Source organism: Streptomyces sp. NPDC054872 (assembly GCF_053610705.1).
The window spans coordinates 1-18,007 of sequence record NZ_JBSGYY010000038.1 but is presented as its reverse complement, the minus strand read 5'-3'; the positions used below and the strand labels follow the sequence as shown (position 1 = coordinate 18,007).

The window sequence follows — 18,007 nt, the reverse complement described above, 5'->3', positions numbered from 1 at the left end:
GTTCACCTGCGCTCGGTGGGCCCACGGTTCCGGTGGGCCCACCCCATAATTTGGGAATTCATCTATGCCAACGCACCCCGCCGCCAGATTGTCCGCCCTCGCTCAGGGGTACGGCAGCCGACGCATCATCGAGGACCTTGACCTGTCCATCCAGCCCGGTGTCACCGGGCTGCTGGGCCCCAACGGAGCGGGCAAGACAACCCTGTTCCGCACCCTCGCCACGATCGCGCCTCCGCAGAGCGGGGAACTGGAGCTCTTCGGCAGGCCCGTGACCAGCGAACGGGAGGTCCGGCAGGTGCGTCCCCGAATCGGCTATCTCCCCCAGGACTTCGGCTACTACCCGGCCTTCTCGCTCACGGATTTCGTCCGCTACTGCGCCTGGTTACGTGAAGTTCCTTCCAAGGAGGCCGAGTCGGCGACGGCGGAGGCACTGGCTGCCGTCGGCCTGACCGACCGGGCCCGCGACCGCATGAAGTCGCTTTCCGGTGGCATGCTCCGTCGCGCCGGTATCGCCGCGGCCATCGTCGGTTCCCCGTCCCTGCTCCTCCTCGACGAGCCCACCGTCGGCCTCGACCCCGCCCAGCGCCTCGACTTCCGCGACCTCATACGTTCCCTTGCAGGCGCCGGCGCCGCCATCGTGCTCAGTACGCATTTGGTGGAGGACGTGGGAGCCGCCTGCGACACCGTCCTGGTCCTCAACGACGGCCGGCTGGTCCACAGCGGTACGCCACAGGAGCTGGCGGCTCTGTCCACACCGGCGGCTCCAGGAGACAGTCCGCTGGAGCGCGGCTACATGACCGTTCTGAGCGGCCGTGGAACGACCGAGGAAGCCGCATGCTGAACGCCTACCGCATCGAGCTGCGCCGCTCGCCCCTGCTCACCGTCTTTCCGCTGATGATCGCCGTGGACCTTCTGGTGCTCTTCGGGCGGTCGCGGTACTGGATCGGTGTGTGGCCCGAGGCGAGCGTGGCGGCACAGGTCGTCACGCTCTTCCTGGGGCCCGTCCTCGCCGGTGCCTCCGCCTGGCAGGCCGGACGTGCCTCCCGGGCAGGGATGCCCGAGTTCCTTCTCGCCGCCGCCCGGCCGGGCTGGCAGATCGAGACCATGCGGCTTGCCGCCACCCTCACGCTCGGCTTCCTCGCGTACGGCATCGGGTGCCTCACCGCCGTGGCCGTCTCGTTCGGCGACGCGGGGCCGGGGTTCCTCTGGCCGTCCTACCTGCTGCTCGGCGCCTCGACCCTGATCATTTTCGCGTCTGTGGGACATCTGGCCGGTCGCTGGTGGCCCTCGGCGGCATTCACACCCATCGTCTGCGCGTTGGGCTGCTTCATCAGCATGTTGTCCCTGCCGTTCAGATTCAATGTGCTTGCGGGGCCGCCGGACACCCACCTGCGCCCGCTGCCGGTCGCCCTCCGCCTGCTGCTCGCCCTCGCTCTCGCGGTGCTGGCGGTGACTGCGCCGCCGATGAGGAGAAGAGCCGAACTCCGGACGCCCCGCCGGAAGTCCTCACGCCCTGTCCGCGCCATCGCCGTCGTGTCGGTGGCCTGCTCCCTCACCGCACTGGCCTCGGTCCCGGCCGCAGGCGAATTGCGCGTGGACCGCCCGGCCTCCGCGACCGATCCGCTGTGCGACCGTGCCGACAAGAGCGCCCCACAAGTGTGCGTCTGGCCCGAGCACCGGAAGTATCTGCCGGAGCTGACGCGGATGGCCCAGCGCCTGGACCGGGCCGATCAGCCCTGGATCAAGACACCCGACGTGTTCTACGAGTTCGGGCTCCGGCGGACGGACCTGGGGGACCGCGGTTTCGACATCGCCGAAGGGCACGTACGCACCGCGGCAATCGCCATGTCCGACCAGGTGTTCACCGAGTCGATCGGCGACTGCAGCCCGCCCGAGGACGAACGCCGTGCGTGGCAGTCCATGGACAACCTCACACTGTGGCTTGAATACGAGGCCGTTGGGCAGGACCCGGCCGTCGCGGACGATGGCCTTCACATGGAGGGAGTCGACACCGCCCAGCGCGAGGCGGCCAAGGCCGCGCGGATGCCGTCGGCCGAACAGCGGAAGTGGGTCGAGCGGGAGCGCGGCCACGTACTTCGTGAAAGCTCGTGGTGCAAGCCTGATGACTGGCACTGATCTGCTCCGCTACGCGAGAGTCCACCGGGGCCCGGCAGTCCTCCTCGGCACAGCGGTTGTCGCCTTGCTGTCGGCGCTTTTCGGCGGCGCCAACATCGCGATTCCCTCGATCGGCAGCGGAGGCGTCTCCACGGGTGTGCCCTACCGGCAGGAACTTCCGCTGCTGACGGCGGTCTTCCTCTCCGCCGCGCTCGACGGCGCCATGTCGGCACACGACGCGATGGGTGCGTCCACGATGCACCGCTTGCGCGCCATGTACTGCACGGCACTGACCTTGACGGTCTGCGCCTTCTCGTTCGGCACGGAAGCCCTGGCGGGCGGTGCTGACTCAGGGGTCGTCTTCGTCCGGTCAACATTGATCTGGCTGGGCCTCGCCCTGCTCTCCGCCGGTGTACTCGGCCATCAACTCGGCTGGGCCGTCCCGCTGGCCTCGGTCCTCATCCTGATCTGGTACCCGGGCAACTGGTGGGACTGGACGGCCAAACCGGCCGCCGACCCCTTCAGTTGGGCTGCCGCAGCCATCGCGCTGCTCCTCGGAGTCATGGCGGCCGCGGCAACTCCCTGGCGGCGGAGGACCTTCCTCCGCAGGGGAGCGGCAACTCCGTGGGTGACCTCATGCAGCAAGTAGCTGGGCCGCCGGTCGCAGAAAAGTCCCACCCCCGCCCCCGTACCCGCACGTCAGCGCGGTCAGCCGGGAGCAGTGCGTGGGACTTTCCTGCAATCGCCCTACGCCTCGGCCTCGGCCCCGGTCCACGTCCGTAGCAGCGTCTCTCGCTCCGGGCCCCGGGGCGAACCGCCCTCCCGGGCCCGGCCCCACTCCGCCATCGCCGCCAGCGTCGTACGCAGGGTCGCCTCGCCCTCCGTCATGCGGGAAAGCAGTGTCAGCGACAGGTCGTGCTCCGACTGGGAGTAGCCCGTCGCCGCGGCCACGTACGCCGTCAGTTCCGTCTCCTCGGCCTCCGCGCCCGCGACGAGCCGTACCGTCATCGCCGGGGCTTCGTGCAAGCCGCCGAGGCCCGCCGTCATGGCCGCGTCCACCAAGGCGCCCACCTGCCTCCTCAGCGACCTCACGGGGGCGTCCTCGACCGTCAGGGCACGCACCTCGTCCCAGGGGTAGAACGCCGACTGTCTGTCGCCGAGAGCCACGATGCCCTCCGGCGTCAGCCGCACCCCCGCCGCGAGGCCCGACGGCTTCGCGCCCACGTATACATCGCCCTCGGCGATCCAGAACAGGCCCACCATGGCCATCGCCCCGCCCCCACTTCCTCCGACAGACACGTAGGGGCCGGGAGGTTGCCACCTCCCGGCCCCTACAAGAGCGTACGAAATCTACTGTTCCGTCGTCCGCTTGGGACGCCACACCACCAGCGCGCTCGCCTGCTGCACGTCCTGGTACGGGACCAGGTCGCGGCGGTACGACGCGTGGACCGCCGCCTCGCGCTGCTGCATCGCGGCAGCCGCGCCCTCGACGGCGCTGGACAGCTCCACCACTCTCGCCTGCAGCGCAGCGACCTGGTTCTCCAGCTCGATGATGCGCTTGATGCCGGCGAGGTTGATGCCCTCTTCCTGCGACAACTGCTGCACCGTGCGCAGCAGTTCGATGTCGCGGGCCGAGTAGCGGCGGCCGCGGCCCGCCGTGCGGTCCGGGGAGACCAGGCCGAGGCGGTCGTACTGCCGCAGGGTCTGCGGGTGGAGGCCCGAAAGCTGGGCGGCCACCGAGATGACGTAGACCGGCGTCTCGTCGGTCAGTTGGTACGCCCGCCCAAAATTGGACTGTCGACGGCGGCCGTCCATCTCATGCTCCCTTCGCGGCCTGGAACAGTTCTGCCCGCGGATCGTCGTCCGCAGTCGCCTCGCGGTACGTCTCCAGGGCTTCCTTCGCCTGGTCGCTCAACGACGTCGGTACCGATACCTCCACCGTCACCAGCAGGTCGCCCCTTGAACCGTCCTTGCGCACCGCGCCCTTGCCCCGCGCCCGCATCGTACGACCGTTGGGGGTGCCCGGTGGCAGCTTCAGGGTGACCGGCGGGCCGCCCAAAGTGGGGACCTTCACCTCGCCGCCCAGTGCCGCCTCGGCGAACGTCACCGGCACCGTCACCGTCAGGTTGTCGCCCTTGCGGCCGAAGACCGGGTGGGTGTCGACGTGCACGACGACGTACAGATCGCCCGCCGGGCCGCCCCGTTCACCGGGACCGCCCTTGCCTCGTAGGCGGATGCGCTGGCCGTCCGACACTCCCGCGGGAATGCGGACCTGCATCGTGCGTGACGACTTCGCCCGGCCCGAGCCCTTGCAGACCTCGCAGGCGTCCTGGGCGATGAGCCCGCGGCCCTTGCAGTCCACGCAGGGGTCGGTGAGGGAGAATCCGCCGCCGCCGCCCCGCGTGACCTGGCCCGTGCCGACGCAGGTCGGGCACACGCGCGGTGTGCCGTTCTTGTCGCCGGTGCCGGAACAGGCCTTGCAGGGCGCCTGGGAGGACATCCGGAGCGGGACCGTGGCCCCGTCCACCGCCTCCGTGAAACTCAGCGTGACCTCGGACTCGATGTCCTGGCCGCGCCGGGGCTGCGTACGCGTGCCCGCGCCGCCCGCGCCCGTGCCGCCTCGGTTGAACAGGCCCCCGAAGACGTCACCCAGACCGCCCCCGAAGCCGCCGCCGGCACCGGCACCGCCCGCTCCTCCGCCCGGGGCGCCGCCTCCGAAGAGGTCGCCCAGGTCGAAGTTGAACGAACCGCCGCCGCCCGCGCCTCCGGGGCCGGCCCTGAAGCCGCCGTTGCCGAAGAGAGCACGCGCTTCGTCGTACTCCTTGCGCTTCTTGGGGTCGCCGAGGACGTCATTCGCCTCGGAGATCTCCTTGAAGCGCTCTTCCGCCTTGGTGTTGCCCTTGTTGGCGTCCGGGTGGTTCTCGCGTGCGAGCTTCCGGTACGCCTTCTTGATCTCGGCTTCGGTGGCGTCCTTGGGGACGCCGAGGACCTTGTAGTAGTCCTTCTCGATGAAGTCCTTGGTGCTCATCCCCGACGTCCCTCCTCTCGCTTCACAACAACTCCGATGTGTCAGCCCTCGTCCGGGCCGCCACCGGTCTCCTTGTCCTCCGCCTTGTCGGCGGAGTCCGTGGATGCGGCGGTCTCGGAATCACCCTTGACCGTCTGCGCGCCCGGCTGCGGCTCGGCCACGGCCACCCGCGCGGGGCGGATGGTGCGCTCACCGATGCGGTACCCCGGCTGCAGGATCGCGACGCAGGTCGTCTCGGTGACGTCCGGTGCGTACGAGTGCATCAGGGCCTCGTGGATCGTCGGGTCGAAGGGCTCGCCCTCCTTGCCGAACTGCTGGAGGCCCATCTTGGCGACGACCGTCTCCAGCGCTTCCGCGACCGACTTGAAGCCGCCGACCAGCTCGCCGTGTTCACGGGCGCGGCCGACGTCGTCGAGGGTCGGCAGGAGCTCGGACAGGAGGTTCGCCGCGGCGATCTCCTTGACCGTGACCTTGTCCCGCTCCACCCGGCGGCGGTAGTTCTGATACTCGGCCTGCAGCCGCTGGAGGTCCGCCGTGCGCTCGCCGAGCGCCGTACGCACCTGGTCCAGCTGCGCGATCAGACCGACGTCCTGAGCGGACGGGGCAGACTGACCGGACTGAGCCGACTGGGCGGATGCCTTGCTTGCGTCCCCGGCCGGGGCCGCCGTGCCCTCCTCGACGGAGGGCTCGGCGGCCTGCGGCGCCGCGTCATCAGGGGTGGCGCCGGAGGGGACGTCAGGCTTCTCGGCGTTGTCGCCGAAGCCCGGAGTCTCCTCGGTCATGCGGCGCCGCCCTTCGAGTCACCGGGCTTCTCGTCGTCGACGATCTCGGCGTCGACCACGTCGTCGTCCTTGGACATGTTCGGGGACTCGGCGCCCTCGGCACCCGGGGCAGCGCCCTCACCGCCGGCGGCCTGCGCGTCCGCGTACATGGCCTGGCCGAGCTTCTGCGAGACGGCCGCGACCTTCTCGGTGGCCGTGCGGATCTCCGCGGTGTCCTCGCCCTTGAGCTTTTCCTTCAGCTCTTCGACGGCGGACTCGACCTCGGTCTTCACGTCACCGGGAACCTTGTCCGCGTTGTCGTTGAGGAACTTCTCCGTCTGGTAGACGAGCTGCTCGCCCTGGTTGCGGGACTCGGCGGCCTCGCGGCGCTTGTGGTCCTCGTCCGCGTACTGCTCGGCCTCCTGGCGCATGCGGTCGACCTCGTCCTTCGGCAGCGAGGAGCCGCCGGTGACGGTCATCTTCTGCTCCTTGCCGGTGCCGAGGTCCTTGGCCGTCACGTGCATGATGCCGTTGGCGTCGATGTCGAAGGCGACCTCGATCTGCGGGACACCGCGCGGGGCCGGCGGCAGGCCCGTGAGCTCGAACATCCCGAGCTTCTTGTTGTACGCCGCGATCTCGCGCTCGCCCTGGTAGACCTGGATCTGGACGGACGGCTGGTTGTCCTCGGCCGTCGTGAAGATCTCGGAGCGCTTCGTCGGGATGGTCGTGTTGCGCTCGATGAGCTTCGTCATGATGCCGCCCTTGGTCTCGATACCGAGGGACAGCGGGGTGACGTCGAGGAGCAGGACGTCCTTGACCTCGCCCTTGAGGACACCGGCCTGGAGGGCGGCACCGATGGCGACGACCTCGTCCGGGTTCACGCCCTTGTTGGCGTCCTGGCCGCCGGTCAGCTCCTTGACGAGCTCCGCGACGGCGGGCATACGGGTCGAGCCACCGACGAGAACGACGTGGTCGATCTCGGAGAGCTGGATGCCCGCGTCCTTGATGACGTTGTGGAACGGCGTCTTGCAGCGCTCCAGGAGGTCGGACGTGAGCTGCTGGAACTGGGCGCGCGTGAGCTTCTCGTCCAGGTGCAGCGGGCCCTCGGCGGACGCCGTGATGTAGGGCAGGTTGATCGTGGTCTCCGTGGAGGAGGACAGCTCGATCTTGGCCTTCTCGGCCGCCTCGCGCAGGCGCTGGAGCGCCATCTTGTCCTTGGAGAGGTCCACGCCGTGGCCGTTGTTGAACTGCTTGACCAGGTAGTCGACGACGCGCTGGTCCCAGTCGTCACCACCGAGGTGGTTGTCGCCGTTCGTGGCCTTCACCTCGACGACGCCGTCGCCGATCTCCAGGAGGGACACGTCGAAGGTGCCGCCACCGAGGTCGAAGACGAGGATCGTCTGGTCGTCCTTGTCGAGGCCGTACGCGAGAGCGGCGGCCGTCGGCTCGTTGACGATGCGCAGGACGTTCAGGCCCGCGATCTCGCCGGCCTCCTTCGTCGCCTGGCGCTCCGAGTCGTTGAAGTACGCCGGGACGGTGATGACCGCGTCGGCCACCTTCTCGCCCAGGTAGGACTCCGCGTCGCGCTTCAGCTTCTGCAGGATGAACGCCGAGATCTGCTGGGGGTTGAACCCCTTGTCGTCGATGTCCACCTTCCAGTCAGTGCCCATGTGGCGCTTGACCGAGCGGATGGTCCTGTCGACGTTCGTGACTGCCTGGCGCTTCGCAACCTCGCCGACCAGCACCTCGCCGTTCTTCGCGAAGGCGACGACGGACGGCGTGGTCCTGGCGCCCTCGGCGTTGGTGATGACGGTGGGCTCGCCGCCTTCAAGAACGCTGACGACAGAGTTAGTCGTGCCCAGGTCGATGCCGACCGCACGTGCCATTTCGGTTCCTCCAGATGTAACTCTTGAGTGGATCTGACTCAAGGATGCATGGTCGCTGCGCTGGCGTCAACAGAAGTGAGTCTAGGGGGCTCAACTCTTATCCCGGGCTTACGCGCAAGTAGGGGCTTCACCTGCGAGGCCGGCTCTCGAGTGCGGGTCCGTCTCGACTGATCGCGCAGTTCCCCGCGCCCCTTTGGGGCGCCATGCGCGGCAAGGGTTGCCTGAGCGACGCAGATCACCGCCTCGCTGGCTACAGTGCGGCTGAGTAAGTGGGTAGTCTCAGACGGACTGCATAAGTTACCGCTTAGTAATAGTTCGCCTCGCAGGCCCGAGGAGCCCCCAAATGCAACTCGCCGCGATCATCGTGTCGCTGGTCCTAATCGCGGTCGGCGTCGCGCTGTTCGGCCGTGCCATCGTGCAGATCTACCAGTACATGCGGCTCGGACAGTCCGTCCCGGCAGGTACCCGCACCGATCAGCCCGTGCAGCGCACCGTCACCGTGGCCAGGGAGTTCCTCGGCCACACCCGCATGAACCGGTGGGGCGTCGTCGGCGTCGCGCACTGGTTCGTGGCGGTGGGCTTCTTCTCGCTGCTCCTCACCATCGTCAACGCCATCGGCCAGCTCTTCAAGGCCGACTGGATGCTGCCGATCATCGGTGAGTGGGCGCCGTACAACATGTTCGTCGAGTTCATCGGCACGATGACGATCGTCGGCATCCTGACGCTGATCGTCATCCGGCAGCTGAGCAACCCCGACAAGCCGGGCCGCAAGTCCCGGTTCGCGGGCTCCAAGAAGGGCCAGGCGTACTTCGTCGAGGCCGTCATCCTCATCGTCGGCGTCTGCATCTTCACGCTGCACGCCCTCGAGGGTGCCCAGCACCACGTGGACAGCTACGAGGCGTCGTTCTTCATCTCGTACCCGTTCGTCTCCTGGTTCGGCGGCATGGATCTCTCCACGCTGCAGAACCTCACGTACTTCTTCGCCATGGTGAAGATCGCGACATCCTTCATCTGGATGATCACCGTCGCGCTCAACACGAACATGGGCGTCGCCTGGCACCGCTTCCTCGCCTTCCCGAACATCTGGTTCAAGCGCGACGCGGACGGCTCCACGACGCTCGGCGAGCTGCAGCCCATGACGTCCGGCGGCAAGCCGATCGACTGGGAGGACCCGGCGGAGGACGCCGTCTTCGGCGTCAGCCAGGTCGAGCAGTTCTCCTGGAAGGGCCTGCTCGACTTCTCGACGTGTACGGAGTGCGGGCGCTGCCAGTCGCAGTGCCCCGCCTGGAACACCGGCAAGCCGCTCTCCCCGAAGCTCCTGATCATGTCCCTGCGCGACCACGCGCACGCCAAGGCCCCGTACCTGCTCGCGGGCGGCGGCAAGGACATGGAGGGCAACGAGAAGGCGACGGAGGAGCAGCTCAAGGACGTGCCCGCGGCCGCGATCGCCGAGGCCGAGCGCCCCCTCATCGGCACCGCCGAGGAGAACGGCGTCATCGACCCCGACGTCCTGTGGTCCTGCACCAGCTGCGGCGCCTGCGTCGAGCAGTGCCCGGTGGACATCGAGCACATCGACCACATCGTCGACATGCGCCGCTACCAGGTGATGATCGAGAGCGCGTTCCCGTCCGAGGCCGGGACGATGCTCAAGAACCTGGAGAAGAAGGGCAACCCCTGGGGCCTGGCCAAGAAGCAGCGCCTGGAGTGGCTCAAGGAGCTCGACTTCGAGGTGCCGGTCGTCGGCAAGGACATCGAGGACCTCACCGAGGTCGAGTACCTCTACTGGGTCGGCTGCGCGGGCTCCCTCGAGGACCGGGCGAAGAAGACCACCAAGGCCTTCGCGGAGCTGCTGCACATGGCGGGCGTCAAGTTCGCGATCATGGGCGGCGACGAGAAGTGCACCGGTGACTCCGCCCGCCGCCTGGGCAACGAGCCGCTGTTCCAGCAGCTCGGCCAGGAGAACGTCATGGCGCTGAACATGGCGTTCGGCGAGGAGCTCGACGACGACGGCAAGGTCACGCCGGAGTCGGCCAAGCCGAAGACGGCGAAGAAGATCGTCGCGACCTGCCCGCACTGCCTCAACACGCTCGGCAACGAGTACCCGCAGCTGGGCGGCGACTACGAGGTCATCCACCACACGCAGCTGCTCCAGCACCTCATCGACGAGGGCAAGCTGATCCCGGTGACGCCCGTCGAGGGCCTCATCACCTACCACGACCCGTGCTACCTGGGCCGGCACAACAAGATCTACACGCCGCCGCGCGAGATCATGTCCGCCGTCCCCGGCCTGCGCCAGCAGGAGATGCACCGCCACAAGGAGCGCGGCTTCTGCTGCGGCGCCGGTGGCGCGCGGATGTGGATGGAGGAGCGGATCGGCAAGCGCATCAACACGGAGCGGGTCGACGAGGCGCTCAGCCTCAACCCCGACATCGTGTCGACGGCCTGCCCGTTCTGCCTGGTGATGCTCACCGACTCCGTCAACGGCAAGAAGAACGACGGCAAGGCCCAGGAGTCCCTCCAGGTCGTGGACGTCGCGCAGTTGCTGCTCGACTCCGTGAAGACCCCGGTGGACCCCGCCGGTGAGGCCGAGACCGCGGACGAGCCGGAGCCCGAGCCGGTGAAGTAACGGCTCCTGGCGTACGTGAGGCCGGTTCCGCCCTTGGGCGGGACCGGCCTTTCGCGTCCCGCGGAAGGGGGGCATCATGTGCTGGTTGTTGTCGGTTGGGGCGGTCGGGGCGGGTGGTGGGCATGCGGAGTGCCGGGATACGTGGTGTCAGACGGCAGAGTGTCGCGAGGCGCGGTGGTGTCATGGGCACGGCAGCCGTCGTTAGTTGCGCGCTGCTGCTCGCCGGGTGCGGGGGCAACGACGACGCGGCGAAGCCCGACGCCCGGCACAAGCCCGTCAGCATGGCGGGCAAGGGCGCGGCGCAGCTGCCCGTACCGGCCGGCAAGGGCAGCAAGGTCGACGACGACTTCAACGGTGACGGCTCCCCCGATCTCGTACTCGACGACCTGGTGCACAGCGGCCACGGCGACGACGCGGGCATCGGTGTCGTCTACGGGTCGAAGAGCGGACTGCGGCCCGGGGCACGGCAGTTGCTGAGCGCGCGCAAGAACGGCGCGCGGACCAAGGGCGAGCTGCCCGCCGCCTTCGAGTCGGAGGCCTCCTGCGACCTCGACAAGGACGGGTTCACCGACCTGCTGGTCTCCACCGACCCGCCCTACGACGGCATCGGCCGGCCGCCCGTGCCGCTGCAGATCCTCTTCGGCTCGCCCCAGGGCCTCAAGGGCAAGGCCGTGAAGGTCAAGGTGCCCGCGCAGGCCCGCATCGGCAACGACTGGTCCGACCAGCCGGTGTGCGGTGACTTCGACGGGGACGGCGCGAGCGACCTCGTCCTGCACGCGAGCGGCGCCCGCCTCACCTTCCTGCGCGGCCCCTTCAAGCGCTCCGGCGCCCCGCGCGCCGCGGGCAAACCCCTGGCCGCGCCCGGCAACGACCTCGTGACCGGCAGGGCGACGGACGTCGACCGGGACGGCTACGACGACGTCCTCGTCCGCAAGGCGGCGAACGCGTCCGGCGCCGCCGCCGGAGCCCTCGTCCTGGGCGGCCCGAGGGGTCCCGTCGAGACCGGGGTGCTCTTCCCCGCGGGCACGGACACCGCGTTCGGGCGCTTCGGCAGGGGCAAGGGCACGGACGCGGCCGTCGCGGGCCCGAACGGCGTCGCCCTGCGCTACGACGTGCCCGGCACCGCGCGCGCCGCCATGGAGTCCAAGAACGTCGCCGTGGACACGGGTGACCTCGACGGAGACGGCCTGAGCGAGCTCATCCTGAGCGGCGGGAGCAGCGGGGACGGCGGCGGCACGGGCGAGGTGCGGGTGTTCCGTGGACGCACCGGGCCGCTCGACAGCAACGCCTCGGCGCTCGTGGTCCCTTCGGCCAAGGGCACCACGCAGGTGCTCGCCGTCGCGGACTTCGACGGGGACGAGCGGGCCGACCTGGTCCTGCGGACGTACCGGGGGGACGGCGAGGACACCATCGGGGTCTATCCGGGCATCAAGACCGACCTGGTCTCCCGCAAGCCCCGGCTGACCTTCTCCAGTGCGGAGTTCCTCACGGCGGGGAAGGGCGCTTGACGGCTCCGGGGTTCCTCACGTCGGGCAACGGCGCCTGAGGGCCCCGGAGTTCCTCACGCCCGGCAACGGCGCCTGACGGCTCCGGCGTTCACCCGTCGGACACCTGACCGCTCCCGTCGCACAACCATTCGTACGCCCCGCATGTCACATCCCGGGAAGCAGCCCTCTCAGTCCTCCACTCCCGGGAGCCCCACGTGCGCGTACGTAATCTGGCCATCGCCGCGAGCGTCGCGGCCCTCGCCGCCACGGGCCTGACGCTGCCCCTCGCGGGCACGGCGAGCGCCGCCTCGACACTCAAGGACGACTACAACGGCGACGGCTACCGCGACCTGGCCGTCGGGACGACCCGCTCCAACTCCGTGACCGTGACGTTCGGTTCGGCCTCCGGAGTCTCCGGTGGCCGCTCCGTCACCGTCACCCAGGACACGCCGGGCGTGCCCGGAGTCATGGAGGACGAGGACGAGTTCGGCGAGAACATCACCAGCGGCGACACGAACGGCGACGGCTACGCCGACCTGATCGTGGGCTCCCCCGGCGAGCAGGTCGAGGGCAAGCCCTCCGGCTCCGTCACGGTCATCAAGGGCGGCAAGAACGCCTTCACCTCCGGCGGCCATGTCATCAACGCCCCCGAGGACACCGCCGGCCGCTTCGGCGAGGCCACCACCTGGTCCGACTTCGACGACGACGGCGCGCCCCAGCTGGCCGTGATCAGCGGCGACAACTGGTGGTACTACTCCGGTGCGCAGGGGACCGCGTACGGCCTCGAGGTCGACTTCATCCCCGAGGGCGCCCACCTGGACGGCATGGTCTCGGGCAACTTCAAGCGCAAGGACGGCATCGGCCTCGTCCTGTACGGGGAGCGCGCGGACGGCGGCGCCTGGACCGCGCACATGAACGGCGGCGCCGGCGACTACGGCTACCAGGCGGAGATCCTCGGCGAGGGCGCCGACCCGGCGGCCACCCGCGACGCCGCCACCACCGGTGATGTCAACGGCGACGGCTACGCCGACCTGGTCACCGGCAACCACGGTGCCACCAAGGGCGGTTCGGTCACCGTCCGGTTCGGCGGCGACGGCAAGTTCGGCGCCCCGGTGACGTACGACCAGTCCGACGCGGGCATCCCCGGCGCCGACGAGGCGTACGACGGCTTCGGCTGGTCCGTGGCCGCGGGTGACGTCACGGGCGACGGCCTCGCGGACCTCGCGGTGGGGGCGCCCGGCGAGCAGGTCGGCACGGTGGGCGGCACCGGCAGCGTGACGCTCCTCAAGTCCACCGCGGGCAAGTTCACCTCGGGCAAGGCCTGGCACCAGGAGACCGCGGGCGTGCCCGGCGTCGCCGAGGCGGGCGACAGCTTCGGTGCGTCCGTACGCCTCAAGGACATCAACGGGAACGGCAAGGCGGACCTGGCCACCGGCGCGATCGGCGAGGACATCGGCGCGAAGGTGGACGTCGGCGCCGTGTGGGTCCTGCGCGGCACGACGACGGGCCTGACCTCGTCGTACGCGGCCTCCTTCAACGGCACGGACTTCGGCCTCGGTGCCGGCAGCTTCGGCGAGACCCTGCGCTGACGCCGGACCCGACTTCGCGGGGGTGGGGGGCGTGTGGACAAGCAAGACCGAACCGTCACATACCCCCCAACACCCGCCCATCACCCCTCCACCACCCGCCGCTGTCTCCCCCAACTTCCCTCCCCCATACAACCCTTGCCCCCCTCCATGAGTCTCCCGTTCGCCAACAAGGCGTGACGCCAGGGCCAAGGCCCGGCAAACACGCCCCACCGGCACCCCATCGACTGCGGATGTCATCCAGACATCCCCGCATGCAGCAGGAGACCAACGGAATGGCCAAGCACAAGCGCACTTCCCCGCTCCCCCGATCCAGACGCGGCCGCCTCGCGGCAGCCACGGCCACGGCCGCCGCGCTGACGGGCGGACTCCTCACTCTCACGGCCACGACGGCGACCGCCGCGCCCGCCGCGGCCACCCAGCCGGACGACGCCGACTTCAACGGCGACGGCGCCGCCGACCTCGCCACCTCCGCGCCGCACGCCAACGTGGGCGGCAAGGACAAGGCGGGCCAGGTCGTCGTCACGTACGGCGGCGCCGAGCAGCGCCACGTCACCTACAGCCAGAACAGCGCGGGCGTGCCCGGCACCGCCGAGAAGGGCGACTTCTTCGGCGCCGACACCGCGTACGGAGACTTCGACAGCGACGGCTACGACGACCTCGCCGTCGGCGCCATCGGCGAGGACGTCGGCAGCGACGTCGACGGCGGCACGGTCCAGGTCCTGTGGGGCTCCCCGAGCGGCCTCTCCGGCGGCTCCACGATCGCGGACCCGCGCCCCACGAAGCACGACAGGTTCGGCGGCCCCCTCCAGGCGGGTGACTTCGACGGCGACGGCAAGGACGACCTCGCCGTCGGGGCCGCGTCGGGCGCGGCCACCCTCGACATCTTCGACGGCGGCATCAAGCGCTCCGGCGCCACCGGCGGCCGCTACACCGTGCTCCCGCCCATCCACAGCGGCGAGGGGGCGGGCGCCTTCAACCTGCACTCCGGGGACGTCAACGGCGACGGCAAGGACGACCTGCTCGTCGACGGCTTCTCCACCGCCGACGACTACAACGCCAACCTCTGGCTGCCCGGCAGCGCGAACGGCGTCACCACCAACGGCGTCCAGCGCCTGCCCGCCGGCTACATCACCGACGTGGGCGACACGGACGGCGACGGCTACGGCGACGTCATCATCGGCCTGACCTGGGACGAGGGCATCGCCGGCGCCAACAAGGGCGGCACGGTGTACGTCGTCAAGGGCAACGCGAACGGCCCGTACGGCGACAGCCAGGCCATCACCCAGGACACGGCGGGCATCCCGGGCGGCAGCGAGAACGGCGACTCCTTCGGCGCGGAGCTCGACCTCGGCGACGTCAACGGCGACGGTCACCTCGACCTGGTCGCGAGCACTCCCGGCGAGGACCTGGAGGGCGTCAGCGACGCGGGCTCCATCACCGTCATCTACGGCGCGGCGGACGGCTCCGGCCTCTCCACGGCGGGCTCGGTGCTCTACAGCCAGAACTCCCCGGGCGTCCCCAACTCCAACGAGAAGAACGACTTCTTCGGGTCCGACGTCCACATCGACGACCTGAACGCGGACGGCCGGGGCGACGTCTCCGTCGGCGCGTCGGGCGAGAACGGCTCCAACGGCGCGTTCTACGTCCTGGACGCCCTCCCCGACGGCACCCTCGCGGGCACGACCGGCGTCTACACGTCCACGGTCGGCATCTCCGCCACGGGCACACCGCGCCTCGGCACCAACTTCGCGGACTGACCCCGCCCGTCCCCCCCCCTTTGAACACCGGGCCCGCACCCCTCCGTGCGGGCCCGGCCCATGCCTCCGGAGCCCTTCCGCAACCTTCTCCTCGCTCCGCGTGTCCCATGTGTACCGGCACCGGTCACCACCCCGCGTTCACCGACAAGTTGGAGATCCCGTGCGCACACGCACCCTCGCCCTCGCCGCGACCACAGCCCTCGCCGCCACCGGCCTAGCCCTCCCCCTCGCGGCCCCCGCCGTCGCCGCCCCCGCACCCGCACCCCTCACCGCCGACTTCAACGGTGACGGTTACGACGATCTCTTCGTCGGGGTGCCCAGCGGCAGTGTCGGTGGCAAGGCCAAGGCGGGGTACGTCAGTGTGGTGTTCGGTGGGGAGTACGGGCCCGGGCCGCACGGCGTGCGGCGGATCACCCAGGCCACCGTCGAGGTGCCCGGCACCCCGGAGGCCGGTGACCGGTTCGGCGGGTCCGTCGTCGCCGCGCATGTCGATGACGACAAGTACGCCGACCTCGTCATCGGTGCTCCCGGTGAGGACATCGACGCCAAGACCGATGCCGGTTCCGTCACCGTCCTGTACGGCACCGGCGACGGCTTCGCCCTGGCCAACACGGCGGGCCGCGGCGCGAAGTCCGGTGACGTGTACGGAAACGCCCTCGCCGCCGCCGACTTCACCGGTGACACGGACGTCGACCTCGCCATCGGCGGCAAGGACCAGGTCGTCGCCAACTTCAACCCGCTCGCCGCCGACACCCAGCCGTTCATGGCCGACCGCATGGGCGGCCGCGCCCCCGTCATGACCACCGGCGACTTCAACAACGACGGGCGCCCCGACCTCGCCCTCGGCTACTACACGCAGAACCAGCCCTACACCCAGTCCCACCTCCGCCTCTACGGCTGGAACAAGGACGAGGGAGCCATGGCCAACTTCTGGAACAACTCCAACGGAGCCGCGAACGCCCTCGCGGCCGGTGACTTCAACGGCGACGGCTTCGACGACCTCGCCGTCGGCAACTGCCGCGAGATCGCCGACGAGAACATCGACGACCCGTGCGGCCCCGAGAAGCTCGCCAAGGGCGGCGGCATCCACATCCGCTTCGGCGACGCCAACGGCAGCTTCGGCTGGGAGCAGCAGACGTTCAACCAGGACACCGCGGGCATGCCCGGCGTCGCCGAGACCGGCGACGGCTTCGGTGACGCCCTTGCCGTGGCCGACATCGACGCCGACGGCCACGACGACCTGATCGCGGGCGCCCCCGGCGAGGCCATCGGCAGCGCGGCGAAGGCGGGCAGCGTCACCGTCCTGAAGGGCGGCGAGATGGGCCTGCTCGACCCGGCGGGCGCGGCGAACCCGGGCACGGTCGCGTACCAGCAGAACTCCCCCGACATCCTGGGCGTCGCCCAGGCCGGCGACCGCTTCGGGGCGGCGCTCGCCTTCGGTGACCACAACGGCGACGGCGTCCCCGACCTGTCCGTAGCCGCACCCGGCGAGAACTCCGCCGCGGGCGGCGTCTGGGATCTGCCCGGCGCCAAGGCGGGCGGCTCGGTCGTCACCCCGAACTCCCTCGGCCTTCCCGCCTCGTTGGACCCGTACGCGTACGGGGCGGTGCTCGGCCGCTGACGGGCCTCAGCAGCACCAGGACCCTGGGGCAAACCCCTCAGGGTCCCCCTAGGGGTTGTCACAGGTCAGCGGCAAAGCCTCTCTCCTCCCGAGGAGGGACGACCCGGGCCCTCCAGACCAGGTACGTTCGATTCGTGGCTGGATTCAGGATCGGACGCGGCCGGGACAACCGCACCCCGCAAGCGCGACCCCAACAACGACCGCGGCAGGAGCCGTACGGGCAGCAGGCCCCCCAGGGCCAGCAGCCCCCGTACGGCTACCCTCAGCCGTCCTCGCAGCAGTACGGCGGGCAGCAGCCGCCGTACGGCCGGCCCCAGGGCGGACAGCCCCAGGGCGGCCGCGGCCAGGGCGGATACGGCGGACAGCAATGGCCGCAGGCGGGCGGCAACCACGGCAACCACGGGGAGCCGGAGTACTTCGGCGGGCAGCCGGGGCAGGGCGGTCAGGGCGGCTTCGATCCGTACGCCGCCAACAACCCCGGTCACACCCAGGCCTTCTCCGTGGGCGAGGACCCGTACAACCAGGGCGACACCTATCGCGCGGGCCAGGCTCCCGCGCCGGTGGGCCCGCGCCTGCACTGGAAGGACCTGCTGCGCGGCATCGTGCTGCGCCCGGGCCCGACCTTCCTCCAGATGCGGGACTACGCGATGTGGGCCCCGGCCGTCATCGTGACGTTCCTCTACGGCCTGCTCGCGATCTTCGGCTTCGACGGCGCCCGCGAGGACGCCATCAGCGCCACGCTCTCCACGGCCGTCCCGTACGTCCTGACGACGGCCGTCGCGATCACGATCAGTGCCTTCATCCTGGGCGTGGTCACGCACACCCTCGCCCGCCAGCTCGGCGGCGACGGCGCGTGGCAGCCGACGGTCGGCCTCTCCATGCTGATCATGTCCATCACGGACGCGCCCCGCGTGGTCGTCGCGATGTTCCTCGGCGGCGGCCAGCCCTTCGTCCAGCTGCTCGGCTGGGTGACCTGGGTCGCCGCGGGCGCGCTGCTGACCACGATGGTGAGCAAGTCGCACGACCTGCCGTGGCCGAAGGCGCTCGGCGCGGCGTCGATCCAGCTGCTCGCGCTGCTCGCGATCATCAAGCTCGGCACGTTCTAGCGACAGCCATGGAAGAGCGGCGGGGCCCGGC

14 protein-coding genes are annotated in these 18,007 nt (G+C 70.1%); 9 read left to right on the top strand and 5 right to left on the bottom strand.

Annotated features, from left to right (window positions below):
* Positions 1–64: 64 nt before the first annotated feature.
* From ACWGIH_RS34190 to ACWGIH_RS34180, 3 genes are read left to right on the top strand one after another with little or no spacing between them, the layout of a single operon-like run.
* Positions 65–841: an ABC transporter ATP-binding protein gene (locus tag ACWGIH_RS34190; RefSeq protein ID WP_453446067.1), complete on the top strand. Its 777-nt coding sequence runs from the start codon at positions 65–67 to the stop codon at positions 839–841.
* Positions 835–2,136: a DUF7224 domain-containing protein gene (locus ACWGIH_RS34185; RefSeq protein ID WP_453446065.1), complete on the top strand. Its 1,302-nt coding sequence runs from the start codon at positions 835–837 to the stop codon at positions 2,134–2,136. Before ACWGIH_RS34190 ends, ACWGIH_RS34185 begins: the two co-directional genes overlap by 7 nt.
* Positions 2,123–2,764, top strand: coding sequence for a hypothetical protein (locus ACWGIH_RS34180; protein WP_453446063.1), 642 nt, complete (start codon positions 2,123–2,125; stop codon positions 2,762–2,764). Before ACWGIH_RS34185 ends, ACWGIH_RS34180 begins: the two co-directional genes overlap by 14 nt.
* Positions 2,765–2,862: 98 nt before the next feature.
* On the opposite strand, the gene ACWGIH_RS34175 is transcribed toward ACWGIH_RS34180, so the two are convergent.
* The 5 genes from ACWGIH_RS34175 to dnaK all read right to left on the bottom strand — a co-directional run bounded on the left by ACWGIH_RS34175 (position 2,863) and on the right by dnaK (position 7,790).
* Complete coding sequence (locus ACWGIH_RS34175; protein WP_453446061.1) at positions 2,863–3,384, bottom strand: hypothetical protein; 522 nt, start codon at positions 3,382–3,384, stop codon at positions 2,863–2,865.
* A gap of 81 nt (positions 3,385–3,465) precedes the next feature.
* On the bottom strand, positions 3,466–3,930 hold the full coding sequence (locus ACWGIH_RS34170) for a heat shock protein transcriptional repressor HspR (RefSeq protein WP_363210447.1): 465 nt from the start codon (positions 3,928–3,930) through the stop codon (positions 3,466–3,468).
* A 1-nt stretch (position 3,931) separates the two neighbouring features.
* Positions 3,932–5,143 (bottom strand): molecular chaperone DnaJ, encoded by a 1,212-nt coding sequence (gene dnaJ / locus ACWGIH_RS34165; protein WP_453446060.1) that lies wholly within the window; start codon positions 5,141–5,143, stop codon positions 3,932–3,934.
* Between the two features lie 41 nt (positions 5,144–5,184).
* Positions 5,185–5,925, bottom strand: a complete 741-nt coding sequence (gene grpE, locus ACWGIH_RS34160; RefSeq protein WP_453446058.1) for a nucleotide exchange factor GrpE — start codon at positions 5,923–5,925, stop codon at positions 5,185–5,187.
* Entirely contained in the window at positions 5,922–7,790 is a 1,869-nt protein-coding gene (gene dnaK / locus ACWGIH_RS34155) for a molecular chaperone DnaK (protein ID WP_453446057.1), read from the bottom strand. The genes grpE and dnaK overlap by 4 nt, the downstream gene beginning before the upstream one ends.
* A gap of 343 nt (positions 7,791–8,133) precedes the next feature.
* On the opposite strand from dnaK, the gene ACWGIH_RS34150 reads away from it, so the two are divergent.
* The 6 genes from ACWGIH_RS34150 to ACWGIH_RS34125 all read left to right on the top strand — a co-directional run bounded on the left by ACWGIH_RS34150 (position 8,134) and on the right by ACWGIH_RS34125 (position 17,976).
* Positions 8,134–10,416, top strand: a complete 2,283-nt coding sequence (locus ACWGIH_RS34150; protein ID WP_453446055.1) for a (Fe-S)-binding protein — start codon at positions 8,134–8,136, stop codon at positions 10,414–10,416.
* Between the two features lie 182 nt (positions 10,417–10,598).
* On the top strand, positions 10,599–11,924 hold the full coding sequence (locus tag ACWGIH_RS34145) for an FG-GAP repeat domain-containing protein (protein WP_453446053.1): 1,326 nt from the start codon (positions 10,599–10,601) through the stop codon (positions 11,922–11,924).
* Between the two features lie 194 nt (positions 11,925–12,118).
* The gene (locus tag ACWGIH_RS34140) at positions 12,119–13,492 is read left to right on the top strand and encodes an FG-GAP repeat protein (RefSeq protein ID WP_453446052.1); all 1,374 of its coding nucleotides are present in this window, start codon (positions 12,119–12,121) and stop codon (positions 13,490–13,492) included.
* Between the two features lie 272 nt (positions 13,493–13,764).
* Complete coding sequence (locus tag ACWGIH_RS34135; RefSeq protein ID WP_453446142.1) at positions 13,765–15,249, top strand: FG-GAP repeat protein; 1,485 nt, start codon at positions 13,765–13,767, stop codon at positions 15,247–15,249.
* Between the two features lie 160 nt (positions 15,250–15,409).
* Positions 15,410–16,870, top strand: a complete 1,461-nt coding sequence (locus tag ACWGIH_RS34130; RefSeq protein WP_453452829.1) for an FG-GAP-like repeat-containing protein — start codon at positions 15,410–15,412, stop codon at positions 16,868–16,870.
* A 134-nt stretch (positions 16,871–17,004) separates the two neighbouring features.
* Entirely contained in the window at positions 17,005–17,976 is a 972-nt protein-coding gene (locus tag ACWGIH_RS34125; RefSeq protein ID WP_453452827.1) for a Yip1 family protein, read from the top strand.
* The last annotated feature ends 31 nt before the right edge of the window (positions 17,977–18,007 follow it).